Origin of the sequence: Pseudomonas sp. PI1, from assembly GCF_000812405.1 — a bacterium.
In the GTDB taxonomy this organism is placed as follows: Bacteria; Pseudomonadota; Gammaproteobacteria; order Pseudomonadales; family Pseudomonadaceae; genus Pseudomonas; species Pseudomonas citronellolis.
Map to the genome: position 1 here is coordinate 22,870 of NZ_JWMC01000067.1, position 24,617 is coordinate 47,486.

Annotated in this window: 23 protein-coding genes; 17 read left to right on the top strand and 6 right to left on the bottom strand. The window is 69.2% G+C overall.

Annotation, left to right across the window (positions count from 1 at the left end; translation table 11 throughout):
* Positions 1-47 precede the first annotated feature (47 nt).
* Together RN02_RS21605 and RN02_RS21610 are read left to right on the top strand one after the other, a co-directional pair.
* Positions 48-878: an undecaprenyl-diphosphate phosphatase gene (locus RN02_RS21605; RefSeq protein ID WP_043316690.1), complete on the top strand. Its 831-nt coding sequence runs from the start codon at positions 48-50 to the stop codon at positions 876-878.
* A gap of 16 nt (positions 879-894) precedes the next feature.
* On the top strand, positions 895-1,581 hold the full coding sequence (locus RN02_RS21610) for a DUF1294 domain-containing protein (protein WP_043316805.1): 687 nt from the start codon (positions 895-897) through the stop codon (positions 1,579-1,581).
* A 6-nt stretch (positions 1,582-1,587) separates the two neighbouring features.
* Here the strand turns inward: RN02_RS21610 and RN02_RS21615 are convergent, their stop codons facing one another.
* Positions 1,588-2,493: a LysR substrate-binding domain-containing protein gene (locus RN02_RS21615; RefSeq protein WP_043316692.1), complete on the bottom strand. Its 906-nt coding sequence runs from the start codon at positions 2,491-2,493 to the stop codon at positions 1,588-1,590.
* 114 nt (positions 2,494-2,607) lie between these two features.
* Here RN02_RS21615 and RN02_RS21620 point away from each other — a divergent pair, with 114 nt between their 5' ends.
* Positions 2,608-3,216 carry an FMN-dependent NADH-azoreductase gene (locus RN02_RS21620; RefSeq protein WP_043316694.1) on the top strand — a complete coding sequence of 203 codons (609 nt, stop codon included), beginning with the start codon at positions 2,608-2,610 and terminating at the stop codon, positions 3,214-3,216.
* 51 nt (positions 3,217-3,267) lie between these two features.
* Here the strand turns inward: RN02_RS21620 and RN02_RS21625 are convergent, their stop codons facing one another.
* Positions 3,268-3,747 (bottom strand): thermonuclease family protein, encoded by a 480-nt coding sequence (locus tag RN02_RS21625; RefSeq protein WP_043316697.1) that lies wholly within the window; start codon positions 3,745-3,747, stop codon positions 3,268-3,270.
* 613 nt (positions 3,748-4,360) lie between these two features.
* Here RN02_RS21625 and tpx point away from each other — a divergent pair.
* The 5 genes from tpx to RN02_RS21650 all read left to right on the top strand — a co-directional run bounded on the left by tpx (position 4,361) and on the right by RN02_RS21650 (position 14,208).
* The gene (gene tpx, locus RN02_RS21630) at positions 4,361-4,861 is read left to right on the top strand and encodes a thiol peroxidase (RefSeq protein ID WP_009621821.1); all 501 of its coding nucleotides are present in this window, start codon (positions 4,361-4,363) and stop codon (positions 4,859-4,861) included.
* A gap of 320 nt (positions 4,862-5,181) precedes the next feature.
* The gene (locus RN02_RS21635; RefSeq protein WP_043316700.1) at positions 5,182-6,492 is read left to right on the top strand and encodes an MdtA/MuxA family multidrug efflux RND transporter periplasmic adaptor subunit; all 1,311 of its coding nucleotides are present in this window, start codon (positions 5,182-5,184) and stop codon (positions 6,490-6,492) included.
* Complete coding sequence (locus RN02_RS21640) at positions 6,489-9,614, top strand: MdtB/MuxB family multidrug efflux RND transporter permease subunit (protein ID WP_043316702.1); 3,126 nt, start codon at positions 6,489-6,491, stop codon at positions 9,612-9,614. Before RN02_RS21635 ends, RN02_RS21640 begins: the two co-directional genes overlap by 4 nt.
* Complete coding sequence (locus RN02_RS21645; RefSeq protein ID WP_043316705.1) at positions 9,614-12,724, top strand: multidrug efflux RND transporter permease subunit; 3,111 nt, start codon at positions 9,614-9,616, stop codon at positions 12,722-12,724. The genes RN02_RS21640 and RN02_RS21645 overlap by 1 nt, the downstream gene beginning before the upstream one ends.
* Positions 12,721-14,208 carry an efflux transporter outer membrane subunit gene (locus RN02_RS21650; protein WP_043316708.1) on the top strand — a complete coding sequence of 496 codons (1,488 nt, stop codon included), beginning with the start codon at positions 12,721-12,723 and terminating at the stop codon, positions 14,206-14,208. Before RN02_RS21645 ends, RN02_RS21650 begins: the two co-directional genes overlap by 4 nt.
* A gap of 276 nt (positions 14,209-14,484) precedes the next feature.
* On the opposite strand, the gene RN02_RS21655 is transcribed toward RN02_RS21650, so the two are convergent.
* The gene (locus RN02_RS21655) at positions 14,485-15,030 is read right to left on the bottom strand and encodes a C40 family peptidase (RefSeq protein ID WP_236695208.1); all 546 of its coding nucleotides are present in this window, start codon (positions 15,028-15,030) and stop codon (positions 14,485-14,487) included.
* A 202-nt stretch (positions 15,031-15,232) separates the two neighbouring features.
* On the opposite strand from RN02_RS21655, the gene RN02_RS21660 reads away from it, so the two are divergent.
* Both RN02_RS21660 and RN02_RS21665 read left to right on the top strand, forming a co-directional pair.
* On the top strand, positions 15,233-15,931 hold the full coding sequence (locus tag RN02_RS21660; protein ID WP_043316711.1) for an AzlC family ABC transporter permease: 699 nt from the start codon (positions 15,233-15,235) through the stop codon (positions 15,929-15,931).
* Positions 15,928-16,242: an AzlD domain-containing protein gene (locus tag RN02_RS21665; protein WP_009621832.1), complete on the top strand. Its 315-nt coding sequence runs from the start codon at positions 15,928-15,930 to the stop codon at positions 16,240-16,242. Before RN02_RS21660 ends, RN02_RS21665 begins: the two co-directional genes overlap by 4 nt.
* A 257-nt stretch (positions 16,243-16,499) precedes the next feature.
* Here the strand turns inward: RN02_RS21665 and RN02_RS21670 are convergent, their stop codons facing one another.
* Together RN02_RS21670 and RN02_RS21675 are read right to left on the bottom strand one after the other, a co-directional pair.
* Complete coding sequence (locus RN02_RS21670; RefSeq protein ID WP_043316713.1) at positions 16,500-16,832, bottom strand: antibiotic biosynthesis monooxygenase family protein; 333 nt, start codon at positions 16,830-16,832, stop codon at positions 16,500-16,502.
* Positions 16,829-17,551 (bottom strand): CTP synthase C-terminal region-related (seleno)protein, encoded by a 723-nt coding sequence (locus RN02_RS21675; RefSeq protein ID WP_043316716.1) that lies wholly within the window; start codon positions 17,549-17,551, stop codon positions 16,829-16,831. Before RN02_RS21675 ends, RN02_RS21670 begins: the two co-directional genes overlap by 4 nt.
* A 104-nt stretch (positions 17,552-17,655) precedes the next feature.
* Between RN02_RS21675 and RN02_RS21680 the strand changes: the two genes are divergently transcribed.
* The 6 genes from RN02_RS21680 to RN02_RS21705 all read left to right on the top strand — a co-directional run bounded on the left by RN02_RS21680 (position 17,656) and on the right by RN02_RS21705 (position 22,274).
* Positions 17,656-18,540, top strand: coding sequence for a LysR family transcriptional regulator (locus tag RN02_RS21680; RefSeq protein WP_043316719.1), 885 nt, complete (start codon positions 17,656-17,658; stop codon positions 18,538-18,540).
* A 79-nt stretch (positions 18,541-18,619) separates the two neighbouring features.
* Entirely contained in the window at positions 18,620-18,883 is a 264-nt protein-coding gene (locus RN02_RS21685; RefSeq protein WP_236695209.1) for a DUF6021 family protein, read from the top strand.
* An 81-nt stretch (positions 18,884-18,964) separates the two neighbouring features.
* Positions 18,965-19,366 (top strand): GFA family protein, encoded by a 402-nt coding sequence (locus RN02_RS21690; protein WP_043316721.1) that lies wholly within the window; start codon positions 18,965-18,967, stop codon positions 19,364-19,366.
* An 86-nt stretch (positions 19,367-19,452) separates the two neighbouring features.
* Complete coding sequence (locus RN02_RS21695; protein WP_043272884.1) at positions 19,453-20,589, top strand: saccharopine dehydrogenase family protein; 1,137 nt, start codon at positions 19,453-19,455, stop codon at positions 20,587-20,589.
* A gap of 128 nt (positions 20,590-20,717) precedes the next feature.
* On the top strand, positions 20,718-21,890 hold the full coding sequence (gene ubiM, locus RN02_RS21700) for a 5-demethoxyubiquinol-8 5-hydroxylase UbiM (protein WP_043316723.1): 1,173 nt from the start codon (positions 20,718-20,720) through the stop codon (positions 21,888-21,890).
* A gap of 63 nt (positions 21,891-21,953) precedes the next feature.
* The gene (locus RN02_RS21705) at positions 21,954-22,274 is read left to right on the top strand and encodes a DUF2025 family protein (protein ID WP_009621849.1); all 321 of its coding nucleotides are present in this window, start codon (positions 21,954-21,956) and stop codon (positions 22,272-22,274) included.
* Positions 22,275-22,799: 525 nt separating this feature from the next.
* On the opposite strand, the gene RN02_RS21710 is transcribed toward RN02_RS21705, so the two are convergent.
* Positions 22,800-23,558: an SDR family NAD(P)-dependent oxidoreductase gene (locus tag RN02_RS21710; protein WP_043316725.1), complete on the bottom strand. Its 759-nt coding sequence runs from the start codon at positions 23,556-23,558 to the stop codon at positions 22,800-22,802.
* A 122-nt stretch (positions 23,559-23,680) separates the two neighbouring features.
* Between RN02_RS21710 and RN02_RS21715 the strand changes: the two genes are divergently transcribed.
* Positions 23,681-24,580 (top strand): LysR family transcriptional regulator, encoded by a 900-nt coding sequence (locus RN02_RS21715; RefSeq protein ID WP_009621852.1) that lies wholly within the window; start codon positions 23,681-23,683, stop codon positions 24,578-24,580.
* Positions 24,581-24,617 lie beyond the last annotated feature (37 nt).

Here is a 24,617-nt window from a genome sequence, read left to right on the forward strand (position 1 = left end):
ACACAAAACAGAAGAAACACGAAAAATGCGCCTTCGGGGGAAGCAGTATGGAGTTTTGGAATGCCTTTCAGGCGTTCGTCCTGGGAGTGGTCGAGGGGCTGACCGAGTTCCTGCCGGTGTCCAGCACCGGACACCAGATCATAGTCGCCGACCTGCTGGGCTTCGTCGGTGAGCGGGCACAGGCTTTCAACATCATCATCCAGTTGGCCGCCATCCTGGCGGTGGTCTGGGAGTTCCGCGGCAAAATCCTCGAGGTCATCTGCGGCCTGCCCAGCCAGCCTCGCGCACAGCGTTTCACCGTCAACCTGCTGGTCGCCTTCTTCCCCGCCGTGGTGCTGGGCGTGGCCTTCGCCGACCTGATCCACCACTACCTGTTCAACCCCATCACGGTGGCGGCGGCGCTGGTGCTCGGCGGGGTGGTCATGCTCTGGGCCGAGAAGCGCGAGCACCGCATCCGCGCCGAGAGCGTCGACGACATGACCTGGAAGGACGCCCTGAAGGTCGGTTGCGCCCAGTGCCTGGCGCTGGTCCCCGGCACCTCGCGCTCCGGCGCCACCATCATCGGCGGCCTGCTGTTCGGCCTGTCGCGCAAGGCGGCCACGGAGTTCTCCTTCTTCCTGGCCATGCCGACCATGGTCGGCGCCGCCGTCTATTCCGGCTACAAATACCGCGACCTGTTCCAGCCCAGCGACCTGCCGGTGTTCGCCGTGGGCTTCGTCACCTCCTTCATCTTCGCCATGATCGCCGTGCGCGGGCTGCTGAAGTTCATCGCCAACCACAGCTACGCGATGTTCGCCTGGTACCGCATCGGCTTCGGCCTGCTGATCCTGGCGACCTGGCAGTTCAGCCTGATCGACTGGAGCAGCGCCGCTCCCTGAGGCCGCGCGGATGAACATGGAAAAGGACGGCGTCATCAGCCGCTGGGACGACGACAAGGGCTTCGGCTTCATCCGCCCGCGCGCCGGCGGCGAGGAATTCTTCCTGCACATCTCGGCATTCCGCGGCGACCGCCGGCCCCAGGCCGGCGATGCGGTGCGCTTCGTCGCAGGTTCCGATCGCCAGGGCCGCCCGCGCGCCGAACATGCGCGTCTGGCCGGGCTGGCCGTGGACCTGCCCGAGATCCGCCGCAAGCCGGCGGCGCCTGCGACCCGCGCCAAGGTCCGCAGCGGCCGGCAGATCGCCGAGCCGTCCCGGCCGAACGGCTGGGGCAGGGCGCTGGGCTGGCTCGCCGCCTTGCTGCTGTTGCCTGCGATTGGCGCCGGCCGCCTGCTGCTCGCCGGCGCCGCGCCCTGGTGGCTGCTGGCCTACCCGCTGTTCAGCCTGGTCGCCTTCTTCGCCTACTGGCGCGACAAGCGCAGCGCCGAGCAGGGCGCCTGGCGCACGCCGGAACAGACCCTGCACCTGCTGGAACTGCTGGGCGGCTGGCCGGGCGCCTTCCTGGCCCAGCGCCTGCTGCGCCACAAGACGCGCAAGCCCAGCTACCAGTTGGTGTTCTGGGCGATAGTGCTGCTGCACCAGGTGTTCTGGCTGGACCGCCTGCTCGGTGGCGTGCTGCTGGCGCGGGTGCTGCCGGCGCTCTGAGCCGCCCTACAGCGGTTCGTCGCTGCGGCCGAAGCCCTCGGCCAGGTAATCGATCAGCGCCCGCACCGCCGGCAGCAGCCCGCGCCGGTGCGGGTACACCGCCTGGATAAAGGCCGCCGGTTCCTGCCAGTCGGGCAGCACCCGCACCAGTTGGCCGCTGGCCAGTTCTTCCAGGCAGTAATAGAGGGGCAGGGTGGTGATGCCCAGGCCGGCCAGCGCCACGTTCTTGCGCAGGTTGAAGTCTTCCGCCGCCAGGCGCGCTTCCAGGGCCAGCTCACGGACTGCGCCGCTGGGGCCGTGCAACTGCAGGTGCACCTTGCGGTCGTTGCCGATGGCGCCCAGCACCGGCAGCCCGGCCAGGTCGTCCGGGCCCTGCAACCGGCGGCCGCGCAGCAGCTCCGGCGCGGCCACCAGCACTGCCGCGGCCGGGCGCAGGCGGCGGGTGACCAGCGACGGGTCCTCGTCGCCGGGGGCGCGCACGCGCAGCGCCACGTCCACGCCTTCGTTGACCAGGTCGACGCGCCTGTTGGTCAGCAGCAGCTCCAGGTTGACCTGCGGATAGCTGGCGAGAAAGCCCGGCAGCATGGCGTTGAGCGACGTCTCGGCCATCGCCACCGGGCAGGACAGGCGCACCCGCCCGCGGGGCTCGGCGCTGAGCTGGGCGACCACCTCGTCGGCCATCTCCGCCTCCACCAGCATCGCCTGGCAGTGCCGGTAGTAGCGCTCGCCGATGTCGGTGAGCGCCAGCTTGCGCGTGGTGCGCTGCAGCAGGCGCGCGTTCAGGCGCGCCTCCAGCTCGGCGACGCGCCGCGACAACCGAGACTTCGGCAGCCCCAGTTCGCGGCCCGCGGCGGCGAAGCCACCGGCCTCCACCACCTTGGCGAAATAGAAGAGATCGTTGAGGTCCTGCATGGGATTGTCCTGCTGGTGGGACGATTCATCGCATTTTTGCCGACTTATCGCTCATTGGCTACATGCGTAGCATCCATCCCATCGCTTCCTACCCCCATTCACAGGAGCAACCCCATGAAACTTCTGCACATCGATTCCAGCATCCTCGGCGACGCCTCGGCCTCCCGCCAGCTCAGCCAGGAAGTGGTCCAGGCCTGGGCCGCCGCCGAGCCGGGCGTACAGGTGACCTACCGTGACCTGGCCGCCGACGCCATCAGCCACCTGTCCGCCGCCAGCCTGGTCGCCGCCGGCACCCCGGCGGAACTGCGCGACGCCGCGCAGAAGCACGAAGCCGCCCTGGGCGAGAACAGCATCGAGGAATTCCTCGCCGCCGACGCCATCGTCATAGGCGCGCCCATGTACAACTTCACCGTGCCCAGCCAGCTGAAGGCCTGGATCGACCGCATCGCCGTGGCCGGCAAGACCTTCCGCTACACCGAGAACGGCCCGCAGGGCCTGGCTGGCGGCAAGAAGGTGATCATCGTCTCCACCGCCGGCGGCCTGCACGCCGGCCAGCCGAGCGGCGCCGCCCACGAGGACTACCTGAAGCTGGTGCTGGGCTTCCTCGGCATCACCGACATCGAAGTGATCCGCGCCGAGGGCCTGGCCTACGGCGAGGAACCGCGCGCCAACGCCATCAAGGGCGCTCGCGCCGAGATCGCCTCGACCTTCGCCAGCGCCTGATCCGCTGCGAGTGGAACGACGAAGCCCCGGCAGTGCCGGGGCTTCGTGCTTTCAGGGCGTGCGCGCCGGCCGCCACAGGCCGACCTTGCGCGCCTTCGCTTCCTGTTCCTCGAAGTTGTACTGGGCGCGTTCTTCCTCGCCCTGGGGATCGTCCACCCGCCAGCGCGCCATGCCCACGGCAAGCTGGGCGCGACCGACGTCCAGGGTATGGCCGCAGCCCGGACAGTCCACGGGCTCCACCCATACGGCGGCGCTGAGCGCACCGGCAGCTTCCTCGCGCGGCAGCACCAGGGTGGCGCTGCGACCCTCGGCCAGGCGCCGCAGGTTGTCCAGGGAAGCCTGGGCATAGGGTTCGCCGGCCCTGGGCGCCTCGATGCCGCGCAGACGCACATCGACGCTGCGCTCGGCCAGGCGGCAGGTCAGGCGATCGCCGCTGGCGACGGCGGTGACCTGGCAGGGGCCGTCGGTCTGGGCGAGGGCGAGAGCGGGGAGGGAAAGGGCGAGGAGCAGGGTGGGATAAAGCAGTCGCATGGAGCCTCCTGAGAGTGTGGTTGCAGGATAGCGTCGCAATGGGGCTGTGTCGTCGGATGGTCCGGTGCGGCTGGTGGGGTGATCGCGGACAGAGTCCGCTCCTGCCGCATGAGTGAGCATGGCTTTTCGTAGGATGGTGTTGAGCGAAGCGATACCCATCAGCGCAACCGCATGGGTTTCGCAAGCTCAACCCATCCTACGAAGAGCGCCCCGGTGCGGCCCGCAAGACAGTTGCTCCTACGACCGTGCTTTCCTGGAGCCGTTCGCCTGCGGTTTGCGCATTGTGGCTCAGGGAGCCTGGTGATTGCGCTTCATGCCGAACGGTTCCCTCTCCCGCTTGCGGGGGAGGGTTAGGGAGGGGGAGCGGAGTAGAGGTTTGGCAGAGGTGTGCGGGCGGAGTCCGTTGCCCTCACCCCAGCCCTCTCCCGGAGGGAGAGGGGGCTGTTCGGAGTGGGGGGAGAATCCTGAGTCATCCTGATACGCCTCACCTTACCCCGTCATTCCCGACAGATTCACTCGGACAAGTTCATGCTAGGATGACGCCCGGCCCCGAAATCCCCGGCCCCGCCGGCCTCTCCGGCGGGGCCATCCCCTCGATAGAAGGAATACCGCAATGGCTCAAGTCACCCTCAAGGGCTCCCCGATCAACGTCGACGGCAAACTGCCGCAGAAAGGCGAAAAGGCCCCGGCCTTCAAGCTGGTCGGCGGCGACCTGGCCGACGTGACCCTGGAGAACTTCGCCGGCAAGCGCAAGGTGCTGAACATCTTCCCCAGCGTCGACACCCCCACCTGCGCCACCTCCGTGCGCAAGTTCAACGTCGAGGCCAGCAAACTGGCCAACACCGTGGTGCTGTGCATCTCCGCCGACCTGCCGTTCGCCCAGAAGCGCTTCTGCGGCGCCGAAGGCCTGGAGAACGTGGTCAACCTGTCGACCATGCGTGGCGCCGACTTCCTGGCCAACTACGGCGTGGCCATCGCCAGCGGCCCGCTGGCCGGCCTGGCCGCCCGTGCCGTAGTGGTGCTGGACGAGAACGACCAGGTGCTGCACAGCCAACTGGTCGGTGAGATCGCCGACGAGCCCGACTACGCCGCCGCCGTCGCCGCGCTGAGCTGATCGCCCGCCGCAGCCCCGGCTGCCGCAGGCCCCGGATGCCGCCCCGCCCAATGGCCGGGCGGCATCTTCGTTTTTGGCGCTGCGCAGGGAGCAGCAGCCCTGGCCCTGCTGCTGTGGCAACAGTTGCGGCGCAACCTCGCCCAGGCGCCGTAACTCTCGGTAAAACAAAGGTAAATAGCGGGTAAAGAGGCTTTGCCCGGCGCCTTGCTGTGCTTATCGTTCGACCCTGAAGGTATAGAAGTGTGGGCGCCGCGTCGTGGATGCGGCGCTTTGCCTTGCGCCTCGTTATCATCCAAACCTTTGGCCGCCTGATGACCGCTATGACTCCAAGCAATGGAACGCCCTCGAAACTCCGCAAGCTGCGCCCCTGGCTGATTACCGCCGCCGTCTTCGCCGCCGTGGTGGGGTTGAGCATGTGGCTGCACAAGACCAGCTCGGCGCCGGAGCCGCAGGCCGGCGGCGGGCGCGGCGCTCGCGGGGCGGCCATGGCCGGGCGCGGGCCGGGCGGGCAGGGTGGCGGCACGGCCATCACCGTCAGCGTGGCGCCGGTGGCCAAGGGCGACCTGCCGGTGCACTACCACGCGCTGGGCACCGTCACCGCCTACAACACGGTGAACGTGCGGGCGCGGGTCAGCGGCCAACTGGTCAAGGTGCCGTTCCAGGAAGGCCAGCAGGTCAAGGCCGGCGACGTCCTCGCGGTGATCGACACGCGGCCCTTCCAGGCGGCGCTGGACCAGGCGGTGGGCACCCTGCAGCAGAACCAGGCGCAGTTGAAGAACGCGCAGATCGACCTGGCGCGCTACAAGGGCCTGTACGCCGAGGACTCCATCGCCAAGCAGACCCTCGACACCCAGGAAGCGCTGGTGCGCCAGTACGAAGGCACCCTGCGCACCAACCAGGGCCAGGTCGACGACGCCAAGCTCAACCTCGAATTCACCCAGGTACGCGCGCCCATCTCCGGCCGTGTCGGCCTGCGCCAGGTGGACGTCGGCAACCTGGTCACCTCCGGCGACACCACGCCGCTGGTGGTGATCACCCAGGTCAAGCCGATCTCCGTGGTGTTCAGCCTGCCGCAGCAGCAGCTGGGCACCGTCGCCCGCCAGCTGTCCGGCAGCCAGCCGGTGCCGGTGGAGGCGCTGGACCGCAACCAGAACCTGACCCTCGCCAGCGGCGTGCTCAAGACCCTCGACAACCAGATCGACACCACCACCGGCACGGTCAAGCTCAAGGCCGTCTTCGAGAACGCCGACCAGAAGCTGTTCCCCAACCAGTTCGTCAACGTGCGGCTGCTCGCCGAGACCCTGCATGGCGTGCTGACCATCCCGGCCAACGCCGTGCAGCGCGGCAACGACGGCACCTACGTGTACATCGCCGACGCCGGGAACAAGGCCAAGCGCCAGCTGGTCAGCCTGGGCACCAGCGAGAACGAGCGGGTGGTCATCACCGAGGGCCTGAAGGAAGGCCAGCGCGTGGTGGTGGAAGGCACCGACCGCCTGCGCGACGGCACCCTCCTGCACATAGTCGCCAGCGACGAACAGGCCCGCGCCGCCGCCACCGAGGAGGGCGAGGCGGCCTCGCCGAAACCCTTCGGCTCGGGCTCCCCGGCCCAGGACAGCGGTAAGAGCGAATGAACCCGTCGCGCCTGTTCATCCTGCGGCCGGTCGCCACCACGCTGTTGATGGTGGCGATCCTGCTGTCGGGCATCATCGCCTACCGCTTCCTGCCGATCTCGGCGCTGCCGGAGGTGGACTACCCGACCATCCAGGTGGTCACCCTGTATCCCGGCGCCAGCCCGGACATCATGACTTCGTCGGTCACCGCGCCGCTGGAGAACCAGCTGGGGCAGATCCCCGGGCTCAACGAGATGTCCTCCACCAGCTCCGGCGGCGCCTCGGTGATCACCCTGCAGTTCAGCCTGCAGGTCGACCTGGACGTGGCCGAGCAGGAAGTGCAGGCGGCGATCAACACCGCGCAGAGCCTGCTGCCCAAGGACCTGCCCAACCAGCCGGTGTACAGCAAGGTCAACCCGGCCGACGCGCCCATCCTGACCCTGGCGGTGATGTCCCCGGACATGCCGCTGCCGAAGATCCAGGACCTGGTCGATACGCGCCTGGCGCAGAAAATCTCGCAGATCTCCGGCGTCGGCCTGGTCAGCATCAGCGGCGGCCAGCGCCCGGCCGTGCGCATCCGCGCCAACCCCGCGGCCCTGGCCGCCGCCGGGCTGAGCCTGGAAGACCTGCAGAGCACCATCACCAGCAACAACCTCAACGGGCCCAAGGGCAGCTTCGACGGCCCGACGCGCTCCTCGACCCTCGACGCCAACGACCAGCTCAAGTCCGCCGACGCCTATCGCGACCTGATCATCGCCTACAAGAACGGCTCGCCGCTGCGGGTGCGCGACGTCGCCAGCGTCGAGGACGATGCCGAGAACGTGCGCCTGGCCGCCTGGGCCAACGACACCCCGGCGGTGGTGCTGAACATCCAGCGCCAGCCGGGGGCCAACGTCATCGAGGTGGTGGACAGCGTCAAGAAGATGCTGCCGCAGCTGCAGGCGACCCTGCCGGGCAACCTGGAGGTCACGGTGCTCACCGACCGCACCACCACCATCCGCGCCTCGGTGGCCGACGTGCAGTTCGAGCTGTTCCTCGCCGTGTGCCTGGTGGTGATGGTCACCTTCCTGTTCCTGCGCAACCTCTCGGCCACCCTGATCCCCAGCTTCGCCGTGCCGCTGTCGCTGATCGGCACCTTCGGCGTCATGTACCTGGCCGGCTTCTCCATCAACAACCTGACGCTGATGGCGCTGACCATCGCCACCGGCTTCGTGGTGGACGACGCCATCGTCATGGTGGAGAACATCGCCCGCTACCTGGAGCAGGGCGACAGCCCCCTGGACGCGGCGCTCAAGGGCTCCAGGCAGATCGGCTTCACCATCATCTCGCTGACCTTCTCGCTGATCGCCGTGCTCATCCCGCTGCTGTTCATGGGCGACGTGGCCGGGCGGCTGTTCCGCGAGTTCGCCGTGACCCTGGCGGTGGCCATCCTGATTTCCGGCTTCGTCTCCCTGACCCTCACGCCGATGCTCGCCGCCAAGCTGCTCAAACACATCGAGCCGGAGCAGGAAGGCCGCTTCGCCCGCGCCGCCGGGCGCTTCATCGAGCGCATGATCGAGCGCTACGCCGCCGCCCTGCGCGTGGTGCTGCGCCACCAGGGGCTGACCCTGCTGGTGGCCATCGGCACCCTGCTGCTGACCGCCGCGCTCTACCTGTTCATGCCCAAGGGCTTCTTCCCGGTGCAGGACACCGGGGTGATCCAGGGCATCGCCGAGGCGCCGCAGTCGATCTCCTTCCAGGCCATGGCCAGCCGCCAGCAGGAACTGGCCAAGGTAGTCCTGGCCGACCCGGACGTGGAGAGCCTGTCGTCGTTCATCGGCGTCGACGGCAGCAACGCCACCCTCAACACCGGGCGCATGCTGATCAACCTCAAGCCCCACAGCGAGCGCGACCTCACCGCCAGCGAGGTGATCCGCCGCCTGCAGCCGGAGCTGGACAAGGTCGCCGGCATCAAGCTGTACCTGCAGCCGGTGCAGGACCTCACCATCGAGGACCGCATCGCCCGCACCCAGTACCAGTTCACCCTGCAGGACGCCGACCCCGAGGTGCTCGCCGAGTGGGTGCCCAAGCTGGTTGAGCGCCTGCAGCAGCTGCCGCAGCTGGCCGACGTGGCCAGCGACTGGCAGGACAAGGGCCTGCAGGCCTACATCGACATCGACCGCGACACCGCCTCGCGCCTGGGCGTGAGCCTGTCGAGCATCGACAGCGTGCTCTACAGCGCCTTCGGCCAGCGGCTGATCTCCACCATCTTCACCCAGGCCACCCAGTACCGCGTGGTGCTGGAGGTGGCGCCGGACTTCCAGCTCGGCCCGCAGTCGCTGGAGAACCTCTACGTGCCGGCCAGCGACGGCACCCAGGTGCGCCTGTCGAGCCTGGCGAAGGTGGAGGAGCGCCACACCCTGCTGGCGGTCAACCACATCGCCCAGTTCCCCTCGGCGACGCTGTCCTTCAACCTGGCCAAGGGCGTGGCCCTGGGCGAGGCGGTGCAGGCCATCCGCGACGTCGAGGCGCAGATGCAGATGCCGGCCAGCCTGGAAGGCAGCTTCCGCGGCGCCGCCGAGGCCTTCGAGGCGTCGCTGTCCAACACCCTGCTGCTGGTGCTGGCCTCCATCGTCACCATGTACATCGTGCTGGGCATCCTCTACGAGAGCTTCATCCACCCGATCACCATTCTCTCCACGCTGCCCTCGGCCGGCGTGGGCGCGCTGCTGGCGCTGATGCTGGCCGGGCAGGACATCGGCATCGTGGCGATCATCGGCATCATCCTGCTGATCGGCATCGTCAAGAAGAACGCGATCATGATGATCGACTTCGCCCTGGACGCCGAACGCAACGAGGGCAAGCCGCCCCATGAGGCCATCTACCAGGCCTGCCTGCTGCGCTTCCGGCCGATCCTGATGACCACCATGGCCGCGCTGCTGGGCGCGCTGCCGCTGATGCTCGCCGGCGGCGCCGGCGCCGAGCTGCGCCAGCCGCTGGGCGTGACCATGGTCGGCGGCCTGCTGCTGAGCCAGTTGCTGACGCTGTTCACCACCCCGGTGATCTACCTCTACTTCGACCGCCTGGCGCTGCGCTGGGCCAACTGGCGCAAGCGCCACGGGCTGGACGTGAACAGCCCCGACGAAGGCCTGGAGCAGGGCTGATGAACATCTCCCGCCCGTTCATCCTGCGGCCGGTGGCGACCTTGCTGCTGACCCTGGCGCTGCTGCTGGCCGGGGCGCTGTCCTTCGGCCTGCTGCCGGTGGCGCCGCTGCCCAACGTCGATTTCCCGACCATCGTGGTGCAGGCGGCGTTGCCCGGCGCCAGCCCGGAGACCATGGCCAGCACCGTGGCCACGCCGCTGGAGCGCTCGCTGGGGCGCATCGCCGGGGTCACCGACATGACCTCCACCAGCTCCCTGGGCAACACCACCGTCATCGTCCAGTTCGACCTGTCCAAGGACATCGACGGCGCCGCCCGCGAGGTGCAGTCGGCGATCAACGCGGCCATGAGCCTGCTGCCCACCGGCATGCCGAACAACCCGACGTACCGCAAGGCGAACCCGTCGGACCAGCCGATCATGATCCTCACCCTGACCTCGGACACCTACACCCGCGGGCAGATGTACGACCTGGCCTCGACCATCGTCTCGCCCAAGCTGTCCCAGGTGAAGGGCGTGGGCCAGGTGAGCATCGGCGGCTCCTCGCTGCCGGCGGTGCGGGTGGACGTCAACCCGGACCAGCTCAGCCACTACGGCATTTCCCTGGACACGGTGCGCACCGCCATCGACAACACCAACGCCACCGGGCCCAAGGGCGCCCTGGAGTTCGGCGAGCGGCACTGGCAGGTGGACGCCAACGATCAGCTGCGCAAGGCCAGCGAGTACGCGCCGCTGATCATCCACTACAACGCCGAGACCAACGCCGCGGTGCGCCTGCGCGACGTGGCCAAGGTCAGCGACTCGGTGGAGGACGTGCGCAACGCCGGCTTCTCCGACAACCTGCCGGCGGTGCTGCTGATCGTCACCCGCCAGCCCGGCGCCAACATCATCGAGGCCACCGACGCCATCCACGCGCAGTTGCCGATCATCCAGGACGTGCTCGGCCCGCAGGTCAAGCTCAGCGTCATGGACGACCGCAGCCCGTCGATCCGCTCCTCCCTGGAGGAGGCCGAGCTGACCCTGGTGATCTCGGTGCTGCTGGTGATCCTGGTGGTCTACCTGTTCCTGCGCAACGGCCGCGCCACGCTGATCCCCAGCCTGGCGGTGCCGGTGTCGCTGGTGGGCACCTTCGCCGTCATGTACCTGTGCGGCTTCTCGCTGAACAACCTGTCGCTGATGGCGCTGATCATCGCCACCGGCTTCGTGGTGGACGACGCCATCGTCGTGGTGGAGAACATCGCCCGGCGCATCGAGGAGGGCGACCACCCGATCCGGGCGGCCATCCGCGGCGCCCGCGAGGTGAGCTTCACGGTGCTGTCGATGACCCTCTCGCTGGTGGCGGTGTTCATCCCGCTGCTGCTCATGGGCGGCATCACCGGGCGGCTGTTCCGCGAGTTCTCGGTGACACTGGCGGCGGCCATCCTGGTTTCGCTGGTGGTTTCCCTGACGCTCACGCCCATGCTCTGCGCGCGCCTGCTGCGTCGCGCCGAGCGGCCGCAGAAGGCCTCGGTGGCGCGGCAGAGCAACCGCTACTTCGTCGCCTTCATGCTGCGCTACCGCGCCAGCCTCAGCTGGGCGCTGGAGCACTCGCGGCTGATGGTGGTGATCATGTTCGGCTGCATCGCGCTGAACCTCTACCTGTTCGCCATCGTGCCCAAGGGCTTCCTGCCGCAACAGGACTCCGGGCGCCTGCGCGGTTTCGCGGTGGCCGACCAGAGCATTTCCTTCCAGGCCCTGGACAAGAAGATGGCGGAGTTCCGCAACATCCTCTCCCGGGACCCGGGGGTGGAGAACGTGGTCGGCTTCGTCGGCGGCGGCAGGTGGCAGTCGAGCAACACCGGCTCCTTCTTCGTCACCCTCAAGCCCATCACCGAGCGCGACTCCGCCGAGGCCATAGTCGCGCGGCTGCGCAAGAAGCTGGCGGAAATCCCCGGCGCCAACCTCTACCTCACCGCCGGCCAGGACGTGCGCATCGGCGGCCGGCAGAGCAACGCGCAGTACGAGTTCACCCTGCGCAGCGACGACCTCACCCTGCTGCGCGACTGGGCGCCGAAGGTCGAGGCGGTGCTGAACAAGGTCCCGCAACTGGTGGACGTCAACAGCGACGCCCAGGACAAGGGCGTGCAGAGCCGCCTGGTGATCGACCGCGACCGCGCGGCCAGCCTCGGCATCGACGTGGCGGCGGTGGACGCGGTGCTGAACAACGCCTACGGCCAGCGCCAGGTGTCGACCATCTTCAACCCGCTGAACCAGTACCACGTGGTGATGGAGGTGGACCAGCCGTTCCAGCAGACACCCGAAGAGCTGCGCCAGGTCTACGTGATCGGCGCCGACGGCCAGCAGGTGCCGCTGTCGGCCTTCACCCACGTGGAGCCCAGCCGCGCGCCACTGGCGGTCAACCACCAGGGGCAGTTCGCCGCTACCACCTTCTCCTTCAACCTGGCTCCCGGCGCGCTCATCGGCCCGGCCCGCGATGCGGTGATGGCGGCGCTGGAGCCGCTGCACCTGCCGCTGGAGATCCAGGCCAGCTTCGAAGGCAACGCCGGCGCCGTGCAGGACACCCAGAACGACATGCCCTGGCTGATCCTGCTGGCGCTGGTGGCGGTCTACATCGTCCTGGGCATCCTCTACGAAAGCTACGTGCACCCGCTGACCATCCTCTCCACGCTGCCCTCGGCTGGGGTGGGCGCGCTGCTGACGCTGATGCTGTTCCGCACCGAGCTGTCGCTGATCGCGCTGATCGGGGTGATCCTGCTGATCGGCATCGTCAAGAAGAACGCCATCATGATGATCGACTTCGCCCTGGACGCCGAACGCACCCTCGGCCTGTCGCCGCGCGAAGCCATCCTCGAAGCCTGCATGAAGCGCTTCCGGCCGATCATGATGACCACCCTGGCCGCCATCCTCGGCGCGCTGCCGCTGATCTTCGGCATCGGCGGCGACGCCGCGCTGCGCCGCCCGCTGGGCATGACCATCGTCGGCGGCCTGATCGGCAGCCAGCTGCTCACCCTCTACACCACCCCCGTGGTCTACCTCTACCTCGACCGCCTGCGCCACTGGGTCAACCAGAAGCGCGGCGTGCGCACCGACGGCGCCCTGGAGACTCCGCTATGAACCGCCCGAACCCATCCCGCAGCCTGCTCGCCCTGGCGCTGTGCGCGGCGCTCGCCGGCTGCGCGGTCGGCCCCGACTACCAGCGCCCCGAGCTGAGCGTGCCGGCCGCCTTCAAGGAAGGCGAGGGCTGGCGCCTGGCGCAGCCGGCCGACCTGGCGGGCCACGGCCAGTGGTGGACGCTGTACGCCGACCCGGTGCTGGACGACCTGCAGCAGCGCCTGCTCAAGGCCAACCAGACCCTGGCGCAGTCCGAGGCCTCCTACCGCCAGGCCGCGGCCCTGGTGAAGGGCTCGCGCGCCTCCTTCTTCCCGACCATCAGCGCCGACGTCGGCAAGACCCGCTCCGGCCAGGGCGGCAGTGGCAGCGGCAGCGTGCGCCTGCCCGATGGCTCCACGGTCAGCAGTGGCGGCAGCGGCGGCATCAGCAACAGCTACAGCGCGAGCCTGGGCGTGAGCTGGGAACTGGACCTGTGGGGCAAGCTGCGCCGCCAGCTGGAAGCCGACACCGCCAGCCGCGACGCCAGCGCCGCGGACCTAGCCGCCTCGCGCCTGTCGCTGCAGTCGCAGCTGGCGCAGAACTACCTGCAGCTGCGCGTCATGGACCAGCAGATCAAGTTGCTCAACGACACGGTCGAGGCCTACGAGCGCGCGCTCAAGCTGACCACCAACCAGTACAACGCCGGCATCGTCACCAAGGCCGACGTGGCCCAGGCGCGCACCCAGCTCAAGAGCACCGAGGCCCAGGCCATCGACCTCAAGTACCAGCGCGCGCAGCTGGAGCACGCCATCGCCGTGCTGGTGGGCCAGGCCCCGGCCAACTTCGGCCTGGCCGCCACCGGCCAGGTGCCGAAGCTGCCGGCGATCCCGGCGCTGGTACCCTCGCAGCTGCTGGAGCGGCGCCCGGACATCGCCGCCGCCGAGCGCCAGGTGATCTCGGCCAACGCCAAGATCGGCGTGGCCAAGGCCGCCTGGTACCCGGACCTGACCCTCAGCGCCGCCGGCGGCTATCGCAGCGGCAGCTTCCACGACTGGATCGAGACGCCCAACCGCTACTGGTCCATCGGCCCGCAGTTCGCCATGACGCTGTTCGACGGCGGCCTGATTTCCTCCCAGGTGGAACAGGCCGAGGCCAGCTACGACCAGACCGTGGCCAGCTACCGCCAGACCGTGCTCGATGGCATGCGCGAAGTGGAGGACTACATGGTCCAGCTCAAGGTGCTGGAAGAGGAGAGCGGGGCGCAGAACGAAGCCCTGGACGCCGCCCGCGAAGCCCTGCGCCTGACCAGCAACCAGTACAAGGCCGGCACCGTGGACTACAACAGCGTGGTCACCACCCAGACCACCGCGCTGTCCAACGAGCGCAACGTCCTGAGCCTCTACGGCAACCGCCTGGTGGCCAGCGTGCAACTGATAGCCGCCATGGGCGGCGGCTGGGACGCCGGCCAGATCGCCACCGAAGGCGAGAAGGCGGCCAAGGCCGATTGACCCCGCCCCTCTCCGTAGGGCGCATAACGCCTACGGCGTTATGCGCCGTTTGACCTTGGTTCCCGGCGGCTCCGGGGCTGACCTGGGCGTTGGCTGTGGCCCTGGTGTATCGGCGGATAACCGCGAACGGTTATACGCCCTACGTCAAGGTCGGGTCTGGCGTAGGGCGCATAACGCCTACGGCGTTATCCGCCGTTTGACCTTGATTCCCGGCGGCTCCGGGGTTGGCCTGGGCGTTGGCTGTGGCCTCGGTGTATCGGCGTATAACCGCGAACTTCAATGCCTGAACCGCCGCGCCGTGGTGAAATTACGATCCCAATAATTGTTGCTCAACGAATCGATGCGCACCGACTTGCCGCTGCGCGGCGCGTGAATGAAGCGGTCGTCGCCCAGGTACAGCCCGACATGGCTGACCCGCGCGCCGCCATTGTGGCTGAAGAACACCGCATCCCCCGGCTTGAGCGCGTGGCGCGGCACCTGGTGGTGCTTCTGGCGGATCATCGAGCGGGTGGTGCGCGGCAGTTCCAGGCCGATCTCCTTGCGGAACAGGTAGACCAGCAGGCCGCTGCAATCGAAGCCGGTTTTCGCCGAGGTACCTCCCCAGCGGTACGGCGTGCCCACCAGTTCCTGCGCGCTCTGCAGCAGGCGGTGCATGTCGCCGTCCGGGGCGCCGGGCTTCAGGCCGGGCTGCGCGCCGGGGCGGAAGAACTGCGTCAGGGCGCCTTCCTGCGCCTGGTAGCTGCGCCAGGTCGGCGCGTCCAGCAGGTCGGCCGATGTGGCCAGGGGAAACAGGCAGAACAACGACAGCAGGAAGATACGCACGACAGGGACCGCAAGGAGGTAGTGGGAGCTGCAGCCATCCTAGGTATCGGCCTACGAACGGTCAGTCGGAAAATTCATCTACTCCAGGCGGAAAGTGCCTAACACTTTCCAATGCGCCACTGGCAAGTGCGCAAGAACGTTCAAGGCGGGCGACGAAGGTTTCTGCCAAGCTGGGCGCCTTACTGCCTCGAAAGCGTCATCCATGTCAGAACAACTGCTTCCCTCCCGCGCCTTCCTCAAGGGCGCCATCGCCATCCTGCCGCTGTCCATCGCGGTGCTGCCCTGGGGCCTGCTGGCCGGCTCGTTGGCCATCGAGGCCGGCCTCTCGCCGCTGCACGGCCAGGGCCTGTCGGCCATCGTCTTCGCCGGCGCCGCGCAACTGGTGGCCATCGGCATGCTCAAGGGCGGCGCCGGGTTCTTCTCGATCATGATCACCACGCTGCTGCTGACCTCGCAGCACCTGCTCTACGGCATGAGCATGCGCCCGGTGATCGCCGGCCTGCCGGGGCGCTGGCGCCTGGGCCTGGGCTTCCTGCTCACCGACGAATTCTTCGCCCTGACCAGCCAGCACGACCGCGAGACCTTCAACCGCTGGTACGCCCTGGGTGTGGGCCTGACCTTCTACGTGGCCTGGAACCTCTTCACCCTGGCCGGCGTGCTGCTGGGCAGCAGCATCCCGGGCCTGGAGCACCTGGGCCTGGACTTCTCCGTGGCCGCCACCTTCGTGGCGCTGATCGCGCCGGTGGTGCGCAGCGTGCCGACGGTGGTCTGCGTGGCGGTGTCGCTGTTCTGCTCGGTGCTGTTCAGCTACTGGCAACTGGGCTCGTCCCTGGTGCTCGCGGGCCTGGCGGGCATGACCGCGGGCTTTGTCTGCAACAAGTTCGGCGGGAGGTCGGCATGATGGTGTGGGCCGTGATCATCGGCATGGGGCTGATCGTCTTCTTCAACCGCTACGTGTTCCTCGAGCCGCGCCTGCCCATCCGCCTGGGCAGCAACGTCCGGCAGTTCCTCGGCTTCGCCGTGCCGGGGATGCTCACGGCCATCTGCGGGCCCATCGTGTTCCTGCCCGAGCACCAGCTGAACCTGCGCCTGGACAACCCCTACCTGCTGGGCTCGCTGGTGGCGGTGGGGCTGGTGTTGTGGACACGCAACACGCTACTCAGCGTGCTGCTGAGCATGGGGGTGTTCTTCCTGTTGCGCTGGTGGTTGTAGCGAATCGCGGACGGAGTCCGCTCCTACATGGCGGCGTCTTTCGTAGGATGGTGTTGAGCGAAGCGATACCCATCGCCGTGGCAGCATGGGTTTCGCAGGTCACCCCATCCTACGACCGTGCGTCCCTGGATCCGTAGGGCGAATAACCGTTCGCGGTTATCCGCCGATACACCGACGCCATGGCCAACGCCCAGGTCTCCCCGGAGTCGCCGGGGATCAAGGCTAAACGGCGGATAACGCCGTAGGCGTTATGCGCCCTACGGGCAGTGGCGTTCGAACCCATAGGCTCGCTCGACCCTCGCCACCCGCACGCGAAAGCGTTCGTACCAATCCCGCCGCCCACCTTCACGCGCCAGCTTGTGCTCGGCATTCTCCCGCCACCGGCGAATGCTGTCTTCGTCCTGCCAGTACGACACCGTGATACCCAGCCCGTCCGCCCCGCGCACCGACTCCACCCCCAGGAACCCCGGCTGTTCCGCCGCCAGTTCGAGCATGCGCTCGGCCGCCTCGCCGTAACCGGCCTCCAGCGGCGTGCGCAGCGAAGTGAAGATCACCGCGTAGTAGGGTGGCTCGGGCGTCGTGGCGGTCATGCTGCGCTCCTGGCGTACTGGTTGGCGGCGCGCAGGAAGGCTTCGGCCAGGGGCACGCTGACCCCGGCCAGGGCCTTGCGCTCGGGTTGGAACAGGGTGGCGACGAAGAACGGATGGTCGCTGGCCTCCAGGGCGCGGATGCTGCCGTCCTCGCCGTGGGCGGTGGCGTGCAGGCCGCTGTCGAACAGCGCCGCCTGGTAATCCGGGTTGACGCCATAGCTGCAGCGATAACCTTCGCGGATGCTCGGCTTGCCGTAGACGCTGGCCAGGCGCGAGCCGGGCTGCAGGCGGATGTCCTCGCGTACCTCGATCAGCGAGCAGGGCAGGGCGTGGATCACCGGCCGCGCCGCGCGGGGTTCGACCTCGCCGTGGGCGGCGTCGTCCCAGCCCAGGACGTTGCGGGCGCGCTCCAGCAGGGCGTGCTGGAAGCCGGCGCAGGTGCCCAGGTAGGGCACGTCGCGGGTGCGCGCGTAGGTGATGGCGCGCAGCGCGCCCTCGGTGCTGCGGTAGGGGCTGCCGGGGGTGCACCAGAAGCCGGAATAGGCATCCAGCGCCAGGCCGTTGGCCAGGCGTTCGGTATCCAGCCACTCCAGGCGCAGGGCGCCGGCATGGGGCAGCAGCGACTGCTGCAGCGCCAGGGGAATGGCCCAGTGCGCGGTGACCCGGCTGTCGCGGTCGCCGATCAGGCCGATCCGCAGTAGTTTCCGCACCTTCCGCATCGCTCGTTCCCCCTGCGCTGGCCCCGTTGGCGGGCTTCTCCGGGCAATTTATAGTTGCGCCGATGCAATCGAAATGGGCGGTTGCGCAATTCAAGAGTGCGTCAATGCAATATCGACTGGAATACGCCGACCTTTCCCTGGTACTGGCCCTGGTGCGCGGCGGCAGCCTGGCGCGGGCCGCGGAACTGCTGGCGGTGGACGTGTCCACGGTGTTCCGCGCGGTGCGCCGGCTGGAGAAGGCCCTGGGCATGGCGCTGTTCGAGAAGGGCCGCGCCGGCTACCTGCCCAGCGCCACCGCGCAACAGCTGGCGCGCCAGGCGGAACTGGCCGAGCAGGCCCTGGAGGCGGCGCGGGTGGGCCTGGAGCAGGGTCGCGAAGTGCTCAGCGGCACGGTGCGCCTGACCTGCACCGACGCCGTGCTGCACGGCCTGCTGCTGCCGGCGCTGGGCCGTTTCATGAGCGGCTACCCCGGCCTGCACCTGGAACTCTCCACCTCCAACGCCTTCGCCAACCTCAGCCGGCGCGACGCCGACGTCGCCCTGCGCCTGACCACCGCGCCGCCGGACTACCTGGTGGGCCGCTGCCTGGGCGAGGTGCGCTACGCCCTGTGCGCCCACGAAAGCTACCTGGCCGCCCAGGCCGGGCGCGACTGGAGCGAACTGAGCTGGATCGCTCCGGACGAATTCATGCCCGACCACCCCAGCGTCGCCTGGCGCCGCCAGCTGTACCCGGCGCTCACCCCGGCCTACCGCTGCGGCAGCATCCTCTCGGTGCTCGAACTGTGCCGCGCCGGCCTGGGCCTGGCGGCGCTGCCGGACTACCTGCTGCGCGAAGGCGACGGCCTGCGCGTGCTGCAATACGACCTGCCGGGTTGCGCCACTGCGCTGTGGCTGCTGACGCGGCCGGACTGCCGGGCCCTGCGCACCGTGGTCACGCTGTTCGAGGAACTGGCGCGGCACATCCGCCTGCCGCCGCAGGCCGGACATTGAACGGCTGTCCGACGAAAAGAGCGAACCTGCGCCCGCCATCGTCCTCCAATGGCCATCGCCGCATCGACCGGAGGTCGCCATGAACCCGACTCTGCACAAATGGCTGGGCAACCCCTGGCCGCAACGCGACGGCGAAAACTCCGCCCGCGGCCTGCCGGGCTACCCGCGGGACGCCGAGCAGGACGCGGAAATCGTCAGGAGCCTGGGCTTCGACCCCGACTCGCCGGACCTGGCCGACCCGCAGATCGACCCGCCGCAGCCACCCCACCCACCCCGCGAAGGCCCCAGCCCGCAGCGCCACAAACGCGCGCCGGGCGAGCAGTACCCGCCTTACGGCGACTGAGGCCGGGCCAGCCAACGGCAGGGCTGCATCGCCCGTGCACATCCCCTAGACTGGCGTCTTTCATGGATAGGGGAGCAAGGCATGTACCGGGGAAGCTGTCTGTGCGGCGCCATCGCCTTCGTGCTCGAAGGCGAGTTGGCGCCCATCCAGGTCTGCCACTGCGGGCAGTGCCGCAAGGCCCAGGGCGGGCCTTTCGCCACCAACATCCCGGTGCGCCGCGAGGCCCTGCGCCTGCTGGCGGGCCAGGAACAGCTGCGCGCCTTCGAGTCCTCGCCGGGCAAGCGCCGCTGGTTCTGCGCGCGCTGCGGCTCGCCGATCTACAGCGAACGCGACGCCTTGCCCGGCATCCTGCGGCTGCGCGCCGGCGCCCTCGACGGGGAGTTGCCGAGCCGCCCGGAGGCTCACTACCACGTGGCCTCGGCGGCCAACTGGTGGCCGCTGGACGACGACCTGCCGCGCCATCCCGCCGGCAAGCCCGGTTGAGCGCGGCGGCGAGGTTGTCATGTTCGTTGCGTTCACCGCGCGTTACCCTGTGGGCCGTTTGAGTGGCTGATCGTCAAGGAGAAACGATGTCGGCATCACCCGGCCATTTTCGCGTCATGGTGCTCGGCGGCTATGGCAATTTCGGCAGCCTGATCGTCCGCCGCCTGGCCGGCATCGACGGCATGCGCGTGCTGGTCGCCGGGCGCGACCGCAAGCGCGCCGGCCTGCTGGCCGCGGAGGTGGGCGGCGAGGCGGTGTGCCTGGACATGAACCAGCCGACCCTCGCCGGGCGCCTGCGCGAGCTGGGGGTGGACCTGCTGATTTCCACCGCCGGCCCGTTCCAGGCCCAGGACTACCGGGCGGCGCGCGCCGCGGTAGCAGCGGGGGCGCACTACGTCGACCTGGCCGACGCCCGCGAATTCGTCTGCGCCATCGGCGAGCTGGACCGCGCGGCGCGCAGCGCCGGGGTGCTGGTGTGCGCCGGCGCCAGTTCGGTGCCGGCGCTCAGCGCCGCGGTGGTCGATGAACTGCTGCCGCGCTTCGCCCGCCTGGACGTCATCCACCACGGCATCAGCTCGTCGGCGAAGATTCCCGGCCAGGCCACCCTGGCGGCCGTGCTCGGCTACTGCGGCAAGCCGCTGCGCCAGTTGCGCGACGGCCGCTGGCAGGCGGTGTACGGCTGGCAGGACCTGGTCGCCCACCGCTTCCCGGCGCCCCTGGGGCGGCGCTGGCTGGCCAACTGCGACGTGCCCGATCTGGAACTCTTCCCGCAGCGCTACCCAACGGTGCGCGAAGTGCGCTTCGGCGCCGGCCTGGGCCTGCGCAGCACGCATTTCGGCACCTGGGCGCTGTCCTGGCTGGTGCGCCTGGGCGTGCTGCGCGACGCCAGCCGCCTGAGCCCCTGGCTGCAACGCCTGGCCCAGGGCCTGGAGCCGCTGGGCGACGGGCGCAGCGGCATGTTCGTGCGCCTGGAAGGCGAGGGCGCCGACGGCCGGCCCCTGCGCCTGTGCTGGGAGCTGCAGGCGGCCGACGACCACGGGCCGAACATCCCCTGCATGGCGGCAGTGGCCCTGGCCCGCAAGCTGGCGGCCGGGCGCCTGGACAAGCGCGGCGCCACGCCCTGCGTCGGCCTGCTGGGCCTGGACGACTACCTCGCCGAGCTGGAAGGCCTGAGCGTGCGCCATGGCCTGCGCGAGCTGGGGTCGGAGAGCGCCCGCGGCTGATACCCCGCAAGCGGTATGCGCGCCGGCGCCGCAGGCCCGTCCGCCGCCGGCTACTGATCCACGACAAGAAACGCGCCGGGCGCCCGCCCTAGACTCCGTGACCGCCCATCCCGCGAGAGGAGTCACCCATGCACGTGGATATCGCCATCGTCGGCGCCGGCCCCGCCGGGCTCTGCCTGGCCCGCGCCCTGTCCGGCCATGGCCTGTCGATCCTTCTGATCGAGCGCCAGGCCCGCGCCGCCCTGGCCGAGCCGGCGGAAGACGGCCGCGAGATCGCCCTGACGCACGCCTCGCGCAACCAGCTGCAACAGCTCGGCATCTGGCCGCGGCTGGCCGCGCAGGACATCGCGCCGCTGCATGACGCCCAGGTGCTCAACGGCCCCTCTCTATTCGCCCTGCGCATCGATGCCGGCCTGGCCGGCGCCGGCCAGCTCGGCCACCTGGTGCCGAACCGGGCGATCCGCCGCGCCGCCTTCGAGGCGCTGCAGGACTGCGCCGACGTGACCCTGCTCGACGGCCGCGCACTGCAATCGGCCAGGGTCGTCGGCGACCGCGCCCGGCTCACCCTCGACAACGGCGAGCAACTGACCGCCGACCTGCTGGTGGCCGCCGACAGCCGCTTCTCGGAAACCCGCCGCATGCTCGGCATAGGCGCGCGCATGGAAGACTTCGGCAAGACCATGCTGGTCTGCCGCATGGCCCACGCCAAGCCCCACCAGCAGGTGGCCTGGGAATGGTTCGGCTACGGCCAGACACTGGCCCTGCTGCCGCTCAACGGCGACGTCTCGTCGGTGGTGCTGACCCTGCCGCAGCACGAGATGGCCCAGGTAGTGGCGCTGGACGAAGCAGCCTTCGCCCGCGACATCGAGCGCCGCTTCGAACACCGCCTGGGCAGCATGGCCCTGCTCGGGCAGCGCCATTGCTACCCGCTGGTGGGCGTCTACGCCGACCGCTTCGCCGGCCCGCGCTGCGCGCTGCTGGGTGACGCCGCGGTGGGCATGCACCCGGTCACCGCCCACGGCTTCAACTTCGGCCTGCAGAGCGCCCGGCGCCTGGCCGCCGAAGTGCTGGCGGCCAAGCGCAAGGGCGGCGACCCGGGCGCCGCCGGCCCGCTGCGCCGCTACGCCCTGGCGCACCGCCTGGCGACCTGGCCGCTGTACCAGGCCACCAGCCTGATCGCCGGGCTGTACAACGACCCGCGCCCGCCGGCGCGCCTGCTGCGCAACGCCGGCCTGCGCCTGGCCCAGGGCCTGCCGCCGCTGCGCCAGGCCATCGCCCGGCACCTGACGCAGAACGCCTGACACACCGGCCTGGCCCGGGGGAGGGCGCGGGCCGCGATCCGAGAAAGAACGGGAGGAAAGACCATGGCCCTGACATCCGCCGACATCTGCGCCGCCGCCGATCGCCTGAAGGGCTTCGTCGGCTTCAACCGCAAGACCGGCAAGTACCTGGTGCGTTTCAGCGAGGACTCCTTCGGCCTCGACGTGGACGAGGACAGCATCGTCCCGGCCTGCGAGTTCGTCTGGGCGCAGAAGACCGGCGAGCTGATGACCCTCAGCCGCGAATGCCTGCAGATCCTCCAGGCGCAGAACATCGCCGAGCGCCTGGAATTCGGCGAGGCGCTGCAGACCTACCTGCGGCGCACCGACCTGCCGGAGATTTGCGCCCAGCGCCAGCTGAAGTAGCCGGTGTCGCCTGGAAGCGTCGGCCAATGCATTTGTGGCCGGTGAGTCCGCTCCTACGCCCGAGCTTCCCTGCCGGCTGCGCCGGGGCGCTCTTCGTAGGATGGGTTGAGCCTTGGCGAAACCCATGCGGTCGTGGCAATGGGTATCGCTTCGCTTAACGGCATCCTACGCGGCGTCGTGTTTGCCGGTGGGGTAGGAGCAACTGTCTTGCGCCGAGGTGCTTTTCGTAGGATGGGTCGAGTCTTGGCGAAACCCATGCGGTCGGGGTGATGGGTATCGCTTCGCTCAACGCCATCCTACGCGGCGTCGTGTTCGCCGGTGGGGTAGGAGCAACTGTCTTGCGCCGAGGTGCTTTTCGTAGGATGGGTTGAGCCTTGGCGAAACCCATGCGGTCGTGGCGATGGGTATCGCTTCGCTCAACGCCATCCTACGCGGCGTCGTGTTCGCCGGTGGGGTAGGAGCGGAATCCGCCCGCGATTCGGCGGATAACGCCGTTGCCCAAGGGCGCCAGGATGGCCGGCAGGCTCAGAGGAACATCCCGCCGGAGGCCTCCACCCGCTGGCCATTGATCCAGCGGCTGTTATCGGCCAGCAGCGCCACCACGGCGCCGCCGATGTCGTCCGGCAGACCGGCGCGGCCCAGCGCGGTGTTGCCGGCGATCTGCCGGTTGACCTCGGCATTGTCGCGCACCAGGCCACCGCTGAAGTCGGTCTCGATGGCGCCAGGGGCGAGGATGTTCACCGAGATGCCGCGCCCGCCCAGTTCCTTGGCCTGGTAGCGGGTCAGCACCTCCATGGCACCCTTCATGGCCGCGTAGGCGGCATGGCCGGGCAGGGTGAAGCGGGTGAGGCCGGTGGAGACGTTGAGGATGCGCCCGCCATCGGCGAGCAGCGGCAGCAGCTTCTGGGTGAGGAAGAAGGGGCCCTTGAGGTGGATGTTCAGCAACTGGTCGAACTGCGCCTCGGTGGTCTCGGCGAAGGCCGCGTGGATGCCGATGCCGGCGTTGTTCACCAGGTAGTCGAACTGCGGGCGGCCGAAGTGCTCCTTCAGCACGCTCTCCACGCGGTGGGCGAAGTCGGAGAAGCTGGCGCTGTCGGCGACGTCCAGGGGCAGCATCCGCACCCGGGCGCCGTGCTGCTCGATCTCGTCGGCGACGATGCGGGCCTCGTCGGCCTGGCTGCGGTAGGTACCGATGATGTCGACGCCGGCTTCGGCCAGGTGCAACACGGCGTTGCGGCCCAGGCCGCGGCTGGCGCCGGTGATGAGGGCGATCTTGCGGGACATGGCGTGGCTCCTGTGGGGGTTGGCTTCGGGGACAAGGTTATTGTCCTGCTGGTTGCTGATAAACCTGGCGGAATCGGAAATACTGCTCGCCATAACCGAACAATCCGTAGGCCCCGCCGCCCATGATCAAGCCCGAACTGTTGCGCACCTTCGTGCGCGTCACCGAACTCTCCAGCTTCACCCAGGCCGGCGAGCAGTTGGGGCTGCCGCGCTCCAGCGTTTCCGAGCAGGTCCAGGCGCTGGAGGAACTGCTCGGCACCCGCCTGCTGCAGCGCACCACGCGCAAGGTCCGGGCGACCCAGGACGGCCTGGTGTTCTACGAGCGTAGCAAGGAGCTGCTGGCGCAGATGGACGAGCTGCAGGGGCTGTTCCGCCGCGACGGCGAGGTGCTCGCCGGGCGCCTGCGGGTGGACATGCCGACCATAGTGGCGCGCAAGGTGGTGATGCCGCGCCTGGGCGAATTCACCGCCCGCCATCCGCAGCTGGAACTGGAAGTGAGCAGCACCGACCGCCGCGTCGACCTGGTGCGCGAAGGCTTCGACTGCGTGCTGCGCGTGGGCGGCGCCGCGGACGCCTCCCTGGTGGCGCGCCCGCTGGGCGGCTTCGAGCAGGTGAATTGCGCCAGCCCCGCCTACCTGCAGGCCTTCGGCACCCCACGCAGCCTGGACGACCTGGCCGGGCACCGCCTGGTCCACTACGTTCCGGTGCTGGGCACACGCCCGGCGGGCTTCGAATACCGCCGCGAGGGCAGGACGCACTTTCTGCCGATGGCCGGCAGCGTGACGGTGAACAACGCCGAGGCCTACGAGGGCGCCTGCCTCGGCGGGCTGGGCATCATCCAGGCGCCGCGCCACGGCCTGCGCGACTACCTGGCCGACGGCCGTCTGCTGGAGGTGCTGCCGGACCTGCGCCCGGCGCCGCTGGAGGTGACGCTGCTCTACGCGCACCGCCGCCAGCCGCCGCGGGTGCGGCTGTTCATGCAGTGGCTGCAGGGCCTGGTGGAGGAGGTGGCCGGCCTCTGAACCCCTGGCGAGTACGGGCCGGCATGAGGCAAGATTG